Raw genomic sequence first — 15,604 nt, forward strand, 5'->3', positions numbered from 1 at the left:
ACTCGGGACCGCCGCCGCCTGGACCCCCGACGACGCCGGGGTCGCCCTGACCGGCGCACGCACCGCGGGACTCACGGAGCCGGTGCAGCTCGTCCCGCCCACCGGTGACGCCGACCTCTGGCGGGTGCAGGAGGTCCGGCGCTCCTGGACCCCCGGCCCCGACGCGGTCAGCGTCGACGCCGCGACCGGCGGGGTGGTCCAGACCCTCCCGTTCTCCGACCACCCTCTCGCCGCCAGACTGACCGACTGGGGGATCCGCCTCCATATGGGGTTCCTGTTCGGGCTGGCCAATCAGCTCCTGCTTGCCGCGGTGGCGGCGGCCCTCGTCGTCGTCATCGTGCGGGGATACGTCCTGTGGTGGACGCGGCGGCCGACCCGCACCGGCGGTCCGGCCCGGCCCCCCGTACGTGGTGCCCTGCTCGAACTGCTGCGCCGACGCCCGGCGGGAACCCTGGTCGGGGTAGCCGTCGTCGCGGCGATCGGGTGGGCCGTCCCCCTCCTGGGGATCTCGCTGGCGGCCTTCCTCGTCCTGGACGCGTTCCTCGGACTCGCGGCACGGCGCGCGCGCGGCTGACACACGACGCGCACGCGGCTGTCAGCGGGGCAGACCGCTGGGGTTACCCTCACTCCCATGGTGTCCAGGAGCGCGGGCGTCCTCTCCTCGGGCGCGCAGGCGATTCGCGCGTCCACCTACAGCTCCCCGGCCAGGTCCGCGCTCGCGGCGTTCGCCTCCGCCATCGCCCTGTTCACCGCACTGCTGATGATGCCGTAGGCCACGTCCTCGGGCAGCTCGCCGGAGCTGCACGACGCCGTCTTCACGGCCACGTCAGCGGTGTCGGTGACGGGTCTGACCACGGTCGACACGGCCGCCCACTGGTCCTCGGCGGGTCAGGTGGTCATCCTGACGGCGATCCAGCTGGGCGGCCTGGGCATCGTGACGATCTCGTCGATGCTGGCACTCTCGGTCACCCGGCAGTTCGGGGTCCGCACCCGCCTGCTGGCGCAGACCGGGACGTCGGCGGGCGGGCTGGGGGAGGTCGGGTCGGGGGGACGGGATCTGGCATGCCGTCTTCTACGCCGTCTCCGCGTTCAACAACGCCGGTTTCATCCTCCACCCCGACGGCCTGGCGGCGGTGGCCCACGACCCCGTGGTCTTCTGGGCACTGATCTGCGCCGTGTTCCTGGGCAGTCTGGGATTCCCCGTCCTGCTGGTCCTGTGGAAGCACCAGTGGCACCTCGGCAGGTGGAACCTCCACACCCGCCTGACCGTCGAGTTCAGCGTCCTGCTGATGCTCGTCGGGGCGCCGGGATTCGCGGCGCTGGAATGGAGCAACGTCGCGACCCTCGGTGGGGAGAGCGTCGCGGACAAGCTGCAGAACTCCCTGTTCGCCTCGGTGATGATGCGATCCGGGGGTTTCGCCGTGATCGAGCCGTCGGACACCAGGTCCTCGACCATGTTCATCACCGACGCGCTGATGTTCGTCGGCGGCGGTTCGGTGTCGACCGCCGGCGGGGTCAAGGTCACCACCCTCGCCGTCATCTTCCTCGCCTTCCTCGCCGAGGCCCGTGGGCAGGAGGACACCACCGCCCACGGCCGCGCGCTGCCCACGTCCTCGGTCCGGGTCGCCGTCTCCGTCGCCGGCATGGGACTGACGCTGGTGTCGGCCTCGGCCCTGACGCTGATGGTCCTCACCGGCGAGGACCTCGGACGCCCGCTCTTCGAGTCCATCTCCGCGTTCGCCACCTGCGGTTTGAGTTCCGGCCTGAGCGCGGAACTCGAGCCCGCGGGGGTGTACGTTCTGTCCGGGCTCATGTTCGCGGGGCGGGTCGGCATCATCACGTTCGCCACCGCGCTCACAATGCGAGCCCAGCGCACCAGATACCGCCTACCCACAGAGAGGCCGATCATTGGCTGACCGCAACCGTCGCCAGTCCCCGGTGCTCATCGTGGGCCTGGGCCGCTTCGGCGTCTCCCTGGCCACCCAGCTCGTCTCCCAGGGGCGCGAGGTGCTCGCGGTGGAACGGGATCACGGACTCGTGCAGAAGTACGCCGACTCCCTGACCCACGTCGTGGAGGCGGACGCCTCCGACATCGAGGCCCTCCAACAGCTCGGCGCGCAGGACTTCTCCACCGCCGTCGTGGGCGTGGGGACCTCCATCGAATCGTCCGTCCTGGTGGCCGTGAACCTCGTCGACCTGGGCGTGGAGCACGTGTGGGCCAAGGCGATCAACAAGGCGCACGGAAAGATCCTCACCCGGATCGGGTGTCACCACGTCGTGTTCCCCGAGCACGACGCAGGTGTCCGGGTGGCGCACCTGGTCGCCAACCAGATGATGAACTTCATCAAGTTCGACGACAACTTCGCGATCGCGCGCATGCTCCCCCCGAGAGACGTCGTCGGTCGCACCATCGACCAGTGCCGGCCCCGCAGCCGCCACAAGGTCAACATCGTGGGGATCAAGCCTCCCGGCCAGCCCTTCCACTACGCGGAGCCGGAGACCTCGATCGGTGCGGAGGACGTGATCATCGTCTCCGGCCACGTCCGGGACCTCGAGAGGTTCGCCGACCACTCCGACCGGAAGCGATAGCTCCGGCGGATTCCCTCGCGGCAAGAAGAATGCTGGTCTTGGTGCGACTCCGGGACTAGATTCCGGACATGACAGTCACCGACGAGCTGCTCGAGGCCGCCACGGCCTACCGATCCGACTTCGACAAGGGCGGCCTGCCCATGCCGCCCGGCCGCAAGATCGCCGTGGTGGCGTGCATGGACGCCCGCCTCAACCCGTACGGGCTACTGGGTCTGTCCGAGGGTGATGCGCACGTGATCCGCAACGCCGGAGGCGTGATCACCGACGACGTCCTGCGCTCCCTCACGATCAGCCAGCGCCTGTTGGGCACCGAGGAGATCGTGCTGATCCACCACACCGACTGCGGCATGCTCACGTTCCGGGACGACGACTTCAAGGACCAAATTCAGGCCGAGACGGGCCTGCGTCCACGGTGGGCCGCGGAGGCGTTTCCAGAGGTGGAGGCGGACGTCCGCCAATCGCTGGCGCGGGTCGAGGCGGACCCGTACCTCTTGTACGGCACCGCTGTTCGCGGATTCGTCTACGACGTGGAGACCGGGGACCTGAATGAGGTGGCCCGCGGATAGGTCCGCCACGCGATAGGGGTGTCCGGGCCCTGGTCGAGTTATGGATGACGGCTGCGCGTCTCGGGTGCCGTCCCCGGCGAGGAGTTCATCGCTTTCTCACGCCGTGTTGCACAGGCCCGCTTCCCTTGGACGCCGCTAATTGTCGTTATGACAAGTAGACGATGCCGAGTTGTGAATCTCGCGAACTCGACCGCTCCCCGAACTGCTCGCACGTTCGTCCGGTCTCGCACTGGCAACTCGGCACCTCAGAACCCGGCGCTTCATCAGCAGGCGCGGGGGCGCGACTGGTGGAGCTGCTCGGTCTGAGGCTGTGCGCGATTCCGTCGCCCCCTGCGTGGGCGTGGTCGGAGACATTCCGAAAGCCGACCTTCTTGCCCCACACGGGCATATCGCCGTCTGGCGGGTTCGCCTGCGACAGATAGTCAACGGCGTGCCACAGGATCTCGTTTTCTTGCCCCTAAGAGTGGAGTCCACTGTGGCCGTCACGCGGCAACGATTCTCGGCGGCTCGCGGCATCGTCCGGCCTCGAAACCAGCGACTTACCATGACCAAGGTCATTGCGGCGTTCCTTGCGGTGCCAATGTCTCGGTGACGCGAACACTCAGTTCCGGCTTGTCGTGGCCTTCGGTGTGGGTGTATGTCCCGAGATGGGACCACATCGAGTCCACGAGCGGCTGGAGGAACAAACGGCCCAGCTGAGTGACGATGACGTCGACCACCTGAACAGCATCGGCGCGGACCCTAGACGCCGCGCCAGATTCCCGCATAGCCGCCACTTCCCGGTGTGTCAGCTCGGTGAGTCGCTCGAGTAACTCACCTCGCTGACCGCCGGGATCTAGCAACGCGCGGCGCAGGTAGTTCACCACCTCGGGACGCCTGACCAGCATGTCGACAACCGCGTCGTTGCGGATCCGGGCGATGTCGGCGCCTGGGATGTCCACGGGCGCCGAGGCAAGTGCGGTAGCGAAATGCTCTACGACCAGTCGCTCGACCGCCTCGCGAAGGCCGTCCTTTGTGCCGTAGTGATGGACCACGAGACCCACCGTCACTCCGGCCGCGGTTGCCACGGTTCGCAACGAAGTGCCGTCCTCGCCGTTGGCGGCGTAGAGATCCAGTGCGGCGTTGCGGATGCGCGCCTTGGCAGTGAGATCCCGGCCCGCGGCGCCTGGTGCGGAACGATTCACGCGGTTCCCCTTCAGTTGCGGTCGAGCCTACGGACCCCAAACTAGACTATACGTCGGTACCGCTTACTGTATGTTCGTACAGTACAAGGTGTCCCGGCTCAGTCGGCCTTGTCGACCTGACTATCGTGCCGTCGACAGCCAGTTGCTCAGGCCACCCGTATCGGGCCTCAGGGCCCCTTGGACGTCCCGGTCAAAGGTTGGGTCACGGGTCGGACGTGCGGGTGTCGGCGATATCTCCGTCGCCACAAGCCGAGGTATCGCACCCAGTACAACTTCATCGACAGGAAGGTCTGGACATGGACACATTTCGCGACAAGGCCGGCGAGCCGATAGGTACCGATATCGACAACTGGGTGGCCTCGTTCACGCGCATGGAATCCGGTTCCTCCGAGCTTCCTCCCCACCACCCCAACTGCCTTGGCTGTGGACCAGAGAACCCGAATGGTCACTTCCTCTCGGTACGGCGTGACGGAGACGGCGTCGTCGCACACCACCAGTTCGACCAGCGCCACGTCGGGGCACCGGGCATTGCACACGGCGGCGCGGTAGCGACCGTGATTGACGACCTCTTCGGCTTCTTGCTGTATTCGGTCGGCGAGCTCGCCGTGACGCGCCGTCTCGAGCTCGAGTATCTTGCGCCAGCACTACTCGACACCCCGTACATCCTGCGCGCTGCAGTTCGGTCTCGCGATGGCCGGAAATTGGACCTCACGTCCACGATGGAGGATGCAGAGGGCCGCACTGTTATTACTGCCACTGCCCTGTTCATCGTGGTCGAGGTTGAACACTTTTTGCAGTCACAGAGAAACTCGAGGGCTTAGGCCAAACTCACCGCCGCGAGCACCAGGCCCGAATACGTCGAGGATGTCGGCGGAGCCTGAAGATATTGAACGCCACGCCCAAAGAACGGGCGAAGCGGAAGGCACCGTGCAATGCCAGTTGCCCTGTACGAGTCAACCAAGTGGCAGCGCTACCTACGACGGAACCCCGTCGGCGGGTGGCCGGTCCAGTGCTTGAAAGCGTGTGAAAAGCTGGCGAGGTCGCTATATCCGAGGTCCGTGGCGATCTCGCTCGCGGACACAGATCCGTCCAGTAAACGAAGAATCGCGTACTCACGAATGACCGACTGGCGCAGTCCGCGATAGGTCATCCCTTCCTCAGAGAGGCGCCGCTTAAGTGTGCTCGTAGAGATGGAGAGTTCGTCTGCAATCCACTGACTTCCACAATCTGCGGGACGCTTCTCTATCAGACGTCTCACCTTGTCCGAATACGAGGCGATTTTACTCCGCTCGTCGAGCCTTCGCTGCAAGTCACTGATAGCGAGTCGATACGCCACGGGGTCAGAGAACCGGCAGACGTGATTGACCGCGTCAACGGGAAAATGCAGAATGGACAGTGAAGCGTCAAATACCAGGCGACCAGCTAACCGATCCTGATCCACGGGCAGACCTTCCGGAGCGGGCCAACCCAGTGAGAGTGTGATGTCTGGTGCATCGCCAACGAGTATATTCAGCAGCCTCAGCAGGACCGCACCACAGTAGGTGACCACTAGGGAGTCTAGGACTCGATCGCCCGTCTGCCCATTGAGCGCGACAGACACTCCGTGTCCACCTGCGTAGAACTGCGCACTCAGGGCTGGGGTTATTAGCGGCAGGTAGGCAAGCAATTCCAATATCTCGCCTGCGGAACCTGCGCTTACTAGTGGGACGCTTAATGGTCCGAAGGACGTCAGATGAGCATGCTGGGCGAACGCCAAACCGAGGGTCGTTGCTTGGTCAACGTCGAGGTCGGGCAAGGCTTCCCTGATCCACCGCAGGGGAACTTGGGCGTTGATGGCGAGAAGTGACTCGACGTCGCTTCGCTCACGATCCATGATCTCGCGAAACCGTGCAACGGCGTCTTGCTCCAGAACTGGGCTCTCAAGTAACTGCGCGAACACGAGCGGTGGCACGCCCTCGCGATCAAGATTCATCGCCCCCGCCTTCTGAGCCAAATTAACAAGCTTCTGCCCTCAATCAACCTAGCCGCAGTCGTCGTTGTTAGCAATGCTGTGAGCAGCTATTACCCGAACAACCATGCAGGAGCCAGCGATGACAGTCGTAACCTTCGTCTCACATGAGGGAGAGAAGCACGTGGTGCCCTTAGAGGAGGGGCAGTCACTCATGCGGATCGCCGTCAACAACGCGGTGCCCGGGATTGACGCTGACTGCGGAGGCGAAGCCGCGTGCGGCACGTGTCATGTCATCGTTGATCCGCAGTGGTCCGAACAGGTCGGCCTCTCGGGAGCAAGTGAAGAGGAAATGCTCGCAATGAACCCGGAAAGGCTGCCGACCTCTCGACTGTCGTGCCAGATGACCGCGTCCGCGGATTGGGACGGCCTGGTCGTCCAGGTGCCAGAGTTCCAGATGTAACGACGAAGGGATCAAGAGTCGTGTCAAGCAATCATGTAGAAGTCGGGGACAGAATCCGGTCGGCCATCCCGATGGATCTTCAGATCCGGGGCGCCCATCTGTACGACAGGACTCGGCGCTGGGTGACAAGGACGAATGGGAAGAAGCTCTTCGTAGAGAGTCCCATTCCTCCCGTCGAGGATGTCGAGCTCGCCGACATCGACCTCAGTAATCCCTTTCTCTATCGCCAAGGCCGCTGGCAGTCCTACTATGAGCGCCTGCGAAACGAGGCTCCGGTCCACTTTCAGCCCAACAGTGCGTTCGGGCCGTTCTGGTCAGTGACCCGACATGAAGACATCATCGCGGTCGATAAGAACCATGAGGTCTTCTCCGCCGAGCCGATGATAGTGATCGGGGCCCCGCCTCGTTTTCTCGATATTGAGATGTTCATCGCGATGGACCCACCGCGCCACGACGTGCAGCGAGCAGCTGTGCAGGGGGTGGTGGCGCCGAAGAACCTGCGCGAGATGGAGACGCTCATTCGGTCTCGGGTTCGCGAGGTACTAGACGACTTGCCGGTGAATCAGCCGTTCGATTGGGTCCAGGCTGTCTCGATCGAACTGACAGCTCGAATGCTCGCGACGCTCTTGGACTTCCCATACGAGGAACGTCACAAACTCGTGTACTGGTCAGATATTGCAACTTCGTTCGAGGAAGCGAACGGTGGTCCTGCGGACCTCGACGAGACGTTCGACGGAATGCGCGAGATGGCGAGCGGTCTGAGTTCTCTGTGGTACGACAAGAAGGCTCGGTTAGCAGAGGGGGAGGAACCCGGTTTCGACCTGGTCACCATGCTGCAGAGCAACGAGAACACCAAGGATCTGATCGACCGCCCGATGGAATTCATGGGCAACTTTGTGCTGTTGATCGTCGGAGGGAACGACACGACCCGGAACTCGATGAGTGGTGGCGTTCTGGCGCTGAACCGGTTCCCAGACCAGTTCGAAAAGCTCAAGTCCAACCCTGACCTGATCCCCAACATGGTCTCCGAGATAATCCGGTGGCAAACGCCGCTGGCCTACATGCGCCGAATCGCCAAGACTGACACTATCTTGAACGGTCAGTTCATCCGTAAGGGTGACAAGGTCGTGATGTGGTACGCCTCAGGCAACCGCGACGAGCGTGTGTTCGAGCGGCCCGATGACTTCATCATCGACCGGGCCAACGTCCGCAACCACATCTCCTTCGGGTTCGGCGTACACCGGTGCATGGGCAACCGACTGGCCGAAATGCAGCTGCGGATCCTCTGGGAAGAGCTGCTCCCCCGCTTCGAGAACATCGAGGTCGTCGGCGAACCCGAGTACGTGCAGTCCAACTTCGTGCGGGGTATCAGCAAGATGATGGTGCGCCTCACCCCGAAATCCGGCACATGACATCGCAGCGAGCCCTCATCATCGGTGCCAGCCATGCCGGAGCCCAACTCGCGGCGAGCCTACGGCAGGACGGGTGGAGCGGTGAGATCGTCCTCATCGGCGAGGAGCCCACGGTGCCCTACCAGCGCCCGCCACTGTCGAAGGCGTATCTCGCCGGGAAAACCACCCTCGACGAGATCACCATCCGCAGTTCGGACTTCTACTCCAAGCAGCGAATCCAGCTTCTCAACGCGCACGTGGAGGCGATCGACCGCTCGGCTGGGCACATCGTTATGAGCACCGGCGACACACTGACATACGACAAGCTCGCGCTGTGCACGGGAGCCCGCCCTCGTCAGCTCCGCGTTCCTGGGGCCGATCTCGCCGGGGTCCATTACCTTCGTACCGCCGCAGACGTCGAGTTGATCCGCACGTCCGCCGCCCCCGGGCGGCGGGTGGTGATCGTCGGGGGCGGCTACATCGGACTTGAGACGGCCGCCTCACTACGGGCACTGGGCCTGGAAGTCACCGTGCTCGAGGCGACCACTCGCGTCCTCGAGCGGGTCACTGCTCCCGACGTATCAACGTTCTTCGAGCGGATCCACCGAGAGGAGGGCATCGATATCCGAACGGGCGCCAAAGTCGCAGCATTAGTCGGAGACGATTGCGTCCGGGAGGTCACACTATCTACTGGCGAGTCGATTCCGACTGATCTGGTCATCGTGGGTATCGGTGTTGAACCGAGAACAGAACTCGCCGAGGCGGCGGGCTTGACCCTGAACGATGGTGTGGTGATCGACGAGCACGCCCGAACCAGTGACCCAGCCATCGTTGCCGCCGGAGACTGTGCCAGCAAGTACATCTCTCGATACGGTCGCCGAGTCCGGCTGGAGTGCGTACCCGCAGCAACCGATCAGGCGAAACTCGCCGCGGCTACCCTTTGCGGGAAGTCCAAGAGCGCAGTGTCGCTGCCCTGGTTCTGGTCAGATCAATACGATCTCAAGCTGCAGATCGCCGGTCTCAACACCGGTTACGACGAAGTCGTCCTCAGCGGTGACCCCACCCGAGACCGCGACTTCAGCTGCTTCTACCTCCGTGATGGCGAACTCCTTGCTGCAGACTGCATCAATCGTCCCCGTGATTTCATGCTCAGCAAACAGGTCATCACACAGCAGCGTCCTTTCGTCCGGACCGATTTCGCCCATACGGGTTCTCCCGATTCCTTGCGCAATGGGTAAGCCAGTCCCGAGCGAGACTCGCACGGTCAGCGGCGGAGCCTCGACGAACGGCGCTGACATCCCACTGGCGCAGCAAGAGAGCCCGGTTCGTGCCCGCCTGCCGTTCAGAAAGGAACTCTGATGACTCGCCAGACGCTCATCGAGAACTATCCACATCGGGTCGGGGGGCACTGCGGCTCAGCCGCGATGCGAGACCTCCTGCACTGGCAAGGCCTCGGCTGGGAAGAACCGCCCGATGAAGGTCTCGTCTTCACCCTCGGGGGGTCACTTGGCCTGTCCTACTTGCGCTCGAGCGACCTCTTCCCGCCGCTTTATCTGGTAGGGAGAGACTCCGATTTCGAAGTAAATCTCCCCCATCTACTGGGCGCACAGGTCCAAGTGCTCACGACCGACGATCCCCGAGAAGGATGGTCGTGGATTAGCCAGGAGGTCGATGCCGGAAGGCCAGCCCTGATATGGGGCGACATTGCAGAGTTGCCCTACCTGCGGGTTCGGCTCCAAATGAGTCGCCACGATATCGTGGTAATTGGTTACGACGAGGCGGAGAGGATCGCCTTCGTTGTTGACAACGACCGTGCCGAGGTCCAAAAGGTTCCGTTCGACGCTCTCGCTCGAGCACGGTCGTCGATGTCATTCCCACAACCGACACGTCACACCACGTACCGCATCGCCTGGCCGCATGAGTTACCAGACCTTGCGCAGGTTGCCGCAGCGGCTTTCCGTCAATCGGCAGCGAACATGCGCCACCCAACTCCGCCCGGAGTCGTCGATCTCACGACCGCGGTGAGCGGTTCCGAAGGCTTAGCAGCAGTCGCCCAGCTCGCCGCTGATGTCCGGACTTGGTCCCATCTACCGGCTGACGAACTCGAGATCCTCTTATTCAGCTTGAGCGCTTTCATCGAGAAGGCCGGCACCGGAGGTGGCCTGTTCCGAAAGCTGCTCGCTGACGGCTGCGCGGACGTGGCACGTTTGACCGGTGACCTCGCGACCGAAGATCTCGCCGTAGTCGCCAGACACTGTGCACAGACATGGACGGAAGCCGGAAGGGCCGCAAGCGAGCACGAGGTCGATGTACGTACTCGGCTGGAACGTGTGGCTTCGGCGGTTAGCCTCCTGCCCACGCTCGAGCTTCAACTGGCTGAAGCTCTGGAGTCAGCTTCGCGATCACTTGCAGCAGCCTGACGAATCGGGAAGTCCAAACTGGACGGTAGAAATTCCGGCCGCACTCAGACTGCAGCGGATGGCTCGCCGCAGCACGCACCGAAACGACCGGGCTCTAGGGTTGCCTCGCCACCTCCCCAGCGACCTCGGCGATCGAGCGGTCACACCCATCCGACAAGAAGAAGCCCCGATTTAGCGAGATCCGCCGGCGCCAGGGCGGTTCAGGCCGTGGCTGGATTCGGCCGGGATGGGTTCGCCTCCCTGCTTGCGGGCAGCAAGAAAATCATCAACGAGTTGCACGCATCCGTCGTGGTCGACGGTGCAGAGCCCAGTAAGGCGAGCGAACACGACGGGACCCAGGAGTTGAACGATCGCGAAGGTGGTGTCGACGTTGCCGAGCTGTGCTCGAACGTCAGGCTGTGTGAGGATGCGGTCAAAGGGCTGCCGGTATTCCTCGATGACTCGACTGCGCAGTGAGGTGATCGCGGCCGAATCGGCAGGATCGCTGCCGCCGACTGATCCGATTGACAGCCAAGCCAGAGTTGTAATGTTCAGCGGCGCCTGGTCAATCAGGTCAGCTTGGGCCGTGAGAAGCGCGATGAGTTGGTCGCGTACCGACCCACTGGTGGCAGAGACTTCGACGCGAGGCAACAGCCGCTCGAAGGACGCTGCAAGCAACTGGGCGGTGCCGCCGAAATGCCGATAGAGCGTGGCCCGCGCAACCTTTGATACTCGAGTGACCGCCTCGACGGTAACCGCCTCTACACCGCCAGTGCTCAGAAGATGCGTAGCAGCGTCGAGTAATCGTTTTCGTGAGCGCAGCAGTCGCGGATCGAGCTCGTCGTCGTCCGTAGCGGGCCGATCAGCACTCCAGTCGTTCACGCTCTCCCCCTTCGGCCGACGGTCACTTCTCGTCCAAGCTAACCTGTCCAGCCAGCCGGATACTGTGATACTACTTGTCTCGAAACAAGACCGACCATCTCACAGCAAGGGGCCGGCGATGAACTCGTCCCAACAGACCATCACCGAGTCATCCCGGTGGACCCGAGCCGAATGGTGGATGCTCACGGTGTCGTGCCTGGCCGTGGCGTTGGTGGTCGCGGCCATGGCCGCGCTGTATTCGGCATTACCGCAGATTGCGGTAGAGACTGGAGCGACGCAAGCCCAGCTGACCTGGATCGTCGATGGCTACACGCTGGTACTGGCGTGCCTGGTCCTGCCCGCTGGAGCGATCGGTGACCGCTACGGCAGACGGGCGGTTCTCGTAATAGGTCTGGTGATATTCACCTTGGCGTCCGCACTTCCCCTGCTGCTGTCTGACCCGGCGTGGTTGATCGCTGCGCGAGCGATTGCCGGGGCGGGCGCTGCACTGGTAATGCCCTCGACGCTCTCGATTCTGACTGCTGGTTTTGCCGCCGTTCATCGCGGCCGAGCAGTAGGTGTGTGGGCTGGAGTCGCCGGCTCCGGAGCAGTGATGGGCATCCTCGGCGCCGGGGTGTTGCTTGAGCGCTGGTCGTGGGTGTCGGTATTTGTCGGCCTGACTGCAGCGGGAGCGTTATTGGCCGCGCTGGCGTGCACGATCGCTGAGTCCAGCCAGCATGATCACCCTCCCGTGGACTGGGTGGGCGCGGCGGCAGCTGCAGTCGCGGTTGCGGGAATCGTATTCGCCACGATCGAGTTTCCAGCGCGGGGTTGGGCCGACCCGATCGTTCTCGCCAGCGCCGGGGCCGGCATGTTGGCGACAGCCTTTTTTATCCTGATTGAGCTGCGATCCTCGGCCCCCTTGTTGGATGTTCGGTTGTTCGCCAAGCGCGGCTTCAGCGCCGGCTCGTTGTCGGTGGCCATCCAATTCTTGGTCACTTTCGGGGTATTCCTACTCCTGGTGCAGTACCTGCAACTGATCCTGGGATATGGACCGCTGGCCTCGGCGTTGGGGTTGGTGCCGATGACGGTCCCCCTGATCGTGATCTCGGTGATCGCCCCCCGACTGTCACAGCGATTTGGGCTGCGAGTGATGACCGTCGCTGGCCTGGTGACCATCGCAGTTGGTCTGATGCTGGTGAGCAGGCTGACCGTCGATGCACGTTACCTCGACCTGCTTTGGCCGCTGGTGATCATGAGCGCAGGACTTGGACTATGCACAGCCCCGGCGACCTACGCCATCATCGCCGAAACTCCGGAGAGCAAACACGGGGTCGCCGCCGCAGTCAACGATGCGGCCCGCGAGATCGGCGCTGCGATGGGGATCGCGGTAGCCGGCAGTGTGCTGGCCGCCGGATACACCCGCCACATTCAACCCACCCTTCCCCAGCTGCCCGAACCTGCCCGTGGTCCGGTCGCCGATTCTCTGGCCGCCGCACTAGAGGTCGCCGCACAAGCCGGACCAATGGCGCAACCATTGGTCGACTCCGCCAAAGAAGCATTTGTGAACGGCAGCAGTCAGGCCACGCTTACGTTGGCAATCCTTACCGCCGGCGCCGCAGTCTTGCTAGCGTTCCTTGCCCCGGGCGCTGCTGGCTCACGCGACCACAAAACCATGGCCAGCTCAAAAGCACCGGCTCACCGGGCAGTGGCGGCGGATAAGTAGCCGATCCAGATTCAGACTGCATGGAGAATCTGCCCAAGGTCATCAAGAACCGCAGTTTCTGGTGCGCACGGCCGGGTTCGGCGCGGACGGCCTCCATACGAGCATCCGGTCGCGACTCCCCCGCCAGCTCTCGCTCACGAGCGTCATTCTGCTCGGCAGTCGACAACAACAGATGCGCCACCGCACTACCCGCTCAGACCACGCGGCAGCTTCGCCGCCAGTAACTCCGCCAAGCTTCCAACAGATTCTTCTACTGAGTCGACTTGCCCGCCAGGATGAGCAACCCTGGCCGCGCTGAAGGCGACAGACTTCTCTTCATATCCAGCTGTAGGCATCAAGGCAACGGTGGAGGGCACCGTGGTCGAGGTCGGCGGCCCTTACCTTCTCGACCAGCACGACCGCGATGAACTCCCCCGGCGCGGCACCCAGGAAAGCAGCGAGTCGCACACCTACCCGGCATTACCGCGGAGGATGTCGCCCAGCAATGACTGGTATCCACCGCGAGGCGGGGACAGGACGCATGTGATCCCCAGTCGCACCAGCCTGTCGATGACGTTCTCGTGGTCGTCCACCGCTAGCACGCCGTCATCCGCGAGCTTTCGAAAAGAGGGCGCGAGCGCGCTGGTAATGGTGTCGATGATCGGCGCAGTCTGAAGCACGAGGGCTTCGCCGATGATTCCCGGCTCGTCCGTGCGGACCTTACGGAACAAGGGGTGCTGCTCCACCCGCTCCAGGGCCCGCGCGCAAACGGAAAGCACATCGGGTGCGTCAGTCGCGCTGTCGAGCCCGCGAATCACCTCGCTCAGCAGGCGCTCGATCTCGCGTTGCAGAAGGCTCGTCGCCGCGCGATCGACTGAACCAAGAATCCGGTACGCCGTTGTCCTCGATACCCGCGCCACCGCCGCGATGTCGGTCATCCGCGTCCGGCTGACCCCATGGCGCAAGAAGGCCGACAAGGTGGCGTCTAGGTACAGCTGCTGGTCGATTTCACGCCTCCTCGCAGTGGGGAACCACTCGCCTCAATTCTGGCAGGCAAACCGGGTGTACAGTGGGACGAAAGTATTTTACCGTCCCAAGTGGCCCGTCCAGACCGGAGGCCCCAAGTGTCAGAGCTCTACAACCCGTACGACCCCGCCGTCCAGGCAGACCCGTATCCGATTTATCAGGTGCTGCGCGAGGAGTCGCCGGTCTACTGGAACAAGGAACAAGAATTCTGGGCACTATCCCGGTTCGACGACATCTGGGCTGCCACGCAGGACCACCGGCGCTTCTCCTCTGCGAAGGGGATCGTCGTCGGCCAGGACCTCGCGGCAGGCATGGGCGACCTGATGCCGATGATGATCATGATGGACCCCCCACGGCACTCCGCTCTGCGAAAGCTCGTGTCCCGGGCCTTCACTCCCAGGCGGATCGCCGAAATGGAGGGCAGCATCCGGGCTACCGCGCGGGGACTCCTGGGGTCTTTCATCGAGCGAGGTGAGGTCGACTTCGTCCACGAGTACGCCGGCCCCCTGCCCACGATTGTCATCGCGGACATGCTCGGCATCCCGAACGAGGACCGGCAGCAGTTCCGGGATTGGTCCGACCGTCTCGTGCAGGTCAATCCCAACGATCCGGCCTCCGTCGAGGATGCGACGAACGCGGCCCTGGGGCTCTACGGTTACTTCACGCCGATGCTCGCCGCACGCCGCGCCAACCGCAAGGACGACCTCATGTCCGCCCTCCTGGACGCCGAGGTCGACGGCGAGACGCTCACCGAAGAGGAACTCCTCGGCTTCTGCTTCATGCTTCTCATCGCCGGCAACGAAACCACGACGAACCTCATCTCGAACACCGCCCAGATCCTGAGCGAACGCCCCGAAACGCTGCGAACGATCGCCGCGGAACACAGCCTGCTCCCTGCAGCTGTCGAGGAATTTCTCCGCCTTGAGTCCCCCGTCCAAGGCCTCGCCCGGACCGTGACCGAAGATGTCGAACTGCACGGTGAAACCATGCGAGCTGGCAGCAAGGTGATGCTGCTCTACGGGTCGGCGAACCGTGACGAGAGGGAGTACGCTGACCCGGAGTCATTCATTCTCGACCGGAAAACCGAGCGCGGTCTCGCCTTCGGTCACGGCCCCCACTTCTGTCTCGGTGCCGCGCTGGCCAGGCTCGAGTGCCGAGTCGCCTACGAGGAACTCCTGTCCTACGTACCCGACTTTGCACTTGCCGACGGCGCCGAGCGCCTCCTCTCAGGGCCCGTGAGGGGCTACAAGAAGCTGCCGATAACGTTCGAACCGACGTCCATCAGCGCCAGATGAGCCACGGTGGCGACAACCAACAAATAGCGCGTGCCAGCCGCGTTCAATCAGAGCTCACAATTCCATTCTTTGGCTGTTAAAGCGATGGCAGTACGCCGACTAGAGCGGTAACGCGGGCCGCTGACACTGGCCGCTGACCCTGGCCGCTGACCCTGGCCGCTGACCCTGGCCGCTGAC

16 protein-coding genes are annotated in these 15,604 nt (G+C 63.6%); 12 read left to right on the top strand and 4 right to left on the bottom strand.

Going from position 1 to position 15,604, the window contains the following annotated elements; genetic code table 11:
• The 5 genes from G6031_RS07395 to G6031_RS07410 all read left to right on the top strand — a co-directional run.
• The coding region (locus G6031_RS07395; RefSeq protein ID WP_182652898.1) for a PepSY domain-containing protein at window positions 1-574 on the top strand (574 nt) is incomplete at its 5' end.
• Between the two features lie 57 nt (window positions 575-631).
• A complete protein-coding gene (locus tag G6031_RS18655) occupies window positions 632-772 on the top strand; it encodes a hypothetical protein (protein ID WP_206682149.1) in 141 nt (46 codons plus the stop codon).
• A gap of 334 nt (window positions 773-1,106) precedes the next feature.
• Window positions 1,107-1,916 carry a potassium transporter TrkG gene (locus tag G6031_RS07400; RefSeq protein WP_344392486.1) on the top strand — a complete coding sequence of 270 codons (810 nt, stop codon included), beginning with the start codon at window positions 1,107-1,109 and terminating at the stop codon, window positions 1,914-1,916.
• Window positions 1,909-2,589 (top strand): TrkA family potassium uptake protein, encoded by a 681-nt coding sequence (locus G6031_RS07405; protein WP_187702129.1) that lies wholly within the window; start codon window positions 1,909-1,911, stop codon window positions 2,587-2,589. Before G6031_RS07400 ends, G6031_RS07405 begins: the two co-directional genes overlap by 8 nt.
• A 68-nt stretch (window positions 2,590-2,657) precedes the next feature.
• Complete coding sequence (locus G6031_RS07410; RefSeq protein ID WP_179523827.1) at window positions 2,658-3,155, top strand: carbonic anhydrase; 498 nt, start codon at window positions 2,658-2,660, stop codon at window positions 3,153-3,155.
• Between the two features lie 554 nt (window positions 3,156-3,709).
• Here G6031_RS07410 and G6031_RS07415 read toward each other — a convergent pair.
• On the bottom strand, window positions 3,710-4,339 hold the full coding sequence (locus G6031_RS07415) for a TetR/AcrR family transcriptional regulator (RefSeq protein ID WP_179523828.1): 630 nt from the start codon (window positions 4,337-4,339) through the stop codon (window positions 3,710-3,712).
• Window positions 4,340-4,635: 296 nt separating this feature from the next.
• Between G6031_RS07415 and G6031_RS07420 the strand changes: the two genes are divergently transcribed.
• Complete coding sequence (locus G6031_RS07420; protein WP_179523829.1) at window positions 4,636-5,160, top strand: PaaI family thioesterase; 525 nt, start codon at window positions 4,636-4,638, stop codon at window positions 5,158-5,160.
• A gap of 149 nt (window positions 5,161-5,309) precedes the next feature.
• Here the strand turns inward: G6031_RS07420 and G6031_RS07425 are convergent, their stop codons facing one another.
• Window positions 5,310-6,311, bottom strand: a complete 1,002-nt coding sequence (locus G6031_RS07425; protein WP_082924073.1) for an AraC family transcriptional regulator — start codon at window positions 6,309-6,311, stop codon at window positions 5,310-5,312.
• Between the two features lie 118 nt (window positions 6,312-6,429).
• Between G6031_RS07425 and G6031_RS07430 the strand changes: the two genes are divergently transcribed.
• The 4 genes from G6031_RS07430 to G6031_RS07445 all read left to right on the top strand — a co-directional run bounded on the left by G6031_RS07430 (window position 6,430) and on the right by G6031_RS07445 (window position 10,561).
• A complete protein-coding gene (locus tag G6031_RS07430; protein ID WP_067718080.1) occupies window positions 6,430-6,750 on the top strand; it encodes a 2Fe-2S iron-sulfur cluster-binding protein in 321 nt (106 codons plus the stop codon).
• Window positions 6,751-6,821: 71 nt separating this feature from the next.
• Window positions 6,822-8,162, top strand: a complete 1,341-nt coding sequence (locus G6031_RS07435; RefSeq protein ID WP_067718083.1) for a cytochrome P450 — start codon at window positions 6,822-6,824, stop codon at window positions 8,160-8,162.
• Window positions 8,159-9,379, top strand: coding sequence for an FAD-dependent oxidoreductase (locus tag G6031_RS07440; protein WP_179523830.1), 1,221 nt, complete (start codon window positions 8,159-8,161; stop codon window positions 9,377-9,379). Before G6031_RS07435 ends, G6031_RS07440 begins: the two co-directional genes overlap by 4 nt.
• Before the next feature lie 120 nt (window positions 9,380-9,499).
• Entirely contained in the window at window positions 9,500-10,561 is a 1,062-nt protein-coding gene (locus G6031_RS07445; protein ID WP_179523831.1) for a BtrH N-terminal domain-containing protein, read from the top strand.
• Window positions 10,562-10,732: 171 nt separating this feature from the next.
• On the opposite strand, the gene G6031_RS07450 is transcribed toward G6031_RS07445, so the two are convergent.
• Window positions 10,733-11,422 (bottom strand): TetR/AcrR family transcriptional regulator, encoded by a 690-nt coding sequence (locus tag G6031_RS07450; protein ID WP_179523832.1) that lies wholly within the window; start codon window positions 11,420-11,422, stop codon window positions 10,733-10,735.
• Window positions 11,423-11,540: 118 nt separating this feature from the next.
• Between G6031_RS07450 and G6031_RS07455 the strand changes: the two genes are divergently transcribed.
• On the top strand, window positions 11,541-13,127 hold the full coding sequence (locus tag G6031_RS07455) for an MFS transporter (RefSeq protein WP_179523833.1): 1,587 nt from the start codon (window positions 11,541-11,543) through the stop codon (window positions 13,125-13,127).
• Between the two features lie 449 nt (window positions 13,128-13,576).
• Here the strand turns inward: G6031_RS07455 and G6031_RS07460 are convergent, their stop codons facing one another.
• Entirely contained in the window at window positions 13,577-14,044 is a 468-nt protein-coding gene (locus G6031_RS07460) for a hypothetical protein (protein ID WP_146166385.1), read from the bottom strand.
• Window positions 14,045-14,230: 186 nt separating this feature from the next.
• Here G6031_RS07460 and G6031_RS07465 point away from each other — a divergent pair, with 186 nt between their 5' ends.
• A complete protein-coding gene (locus G6031_RS07465) occupies window positions 14,231-15,427 on the top strand; it encodes a cytochrome P450 (RefSeq protein WP_179523834.1) in 1,197 nt (398 codons plus the stop codon).
• Window positions 15,428-15,604 lie beyond the last annotated feature (177 nt).

It is taken from the genome of Dietzia sp. CQ4 (genome assembly GCF_014145125.1).
Classification (GTDB): Bacteria; Actinomycetota; Actinomycetes; order Mycobacteriales; family Mycobacteriaceae; genus Dietzia; species Dietzia natronolimnaea.

What these genes read in the sequence shown, in the direction of transcription:
- G6031_RS07440 (WP_179523830.1), top strand. Translation starts at nt 8,159, where the DNA reads ATGACATCGCAGCGAGCCCTCATCATCGGTGCCAGCCATGCCGGAGCC.
- G6031_RS07425 (WP_082924073.1), bottom strand. Translation starts at nt 6,311, where the DNA reads ATGAATCTTGATCGCGAGGGCGTGCCACCGCTCGTGTTCGCGCAGTTA.
- G6031_RS07410 (WP_179523827.1), top strand. Translation starts at nt 2,658, where the DNA reads ATGACAGTCACCGACGAGCTGCTCGAGGCCGCCACGGCCTACCGATCC.
- G6031_RS07420 (WP_179523829.1), top strand. Translation starts at nt 4,636, where the DNA reads ATGGACACATTTCGCGACAAGGCCGGCGAGCCGATAGGTACCGATATC.
- G6031_RS18655 (WP_206682149.1), top strand. Translation starts at nt 632, where the DNA reads ATGGTGTCCAGGAGCGCGGGCGTCCTCTCCTCGGGCGCGCAGGCGATT.
- G6031_RS07430 (WP_067718080.1), top strand. Translation starts at nt 6,430, where the DNA reads ATGACAGTCGTAACCTTCGTCTCACATGAGGGAGAGAAGCACGTGGTG.
- G6031_RS07445 (WP_179523831.1), top strand. Translation starts at nt 9,500, where the DNA reads ATGACTCGCCAGACGCTCATCGAGAACTATCCACATCGGGTCGGGGGG.
- G6031_RS07460 (WP_146166385.1), bottom strand. Translation starts at nt 14,044, where the DNA reads ATGACCGACATCGCGGCGGTGGCGCGGGTATCGAGGACAACGGCGTAC.
- G6031_RS07435 (WP_067718083.1), top strand. Translation starts at nt 6,822, where the DNA reads ATGGATCTTCAGATCCGGGGCGCCCATCTGTACGACAGGACTCGGCGC.
- G6031_RS07455 (WP_179523833.1), top strand. Translation starts at nt 11,541, where the DNA reads ATGAACTCGTCCCAACAGACCATCACCGAGTCATCCCGGTGGACCCGA.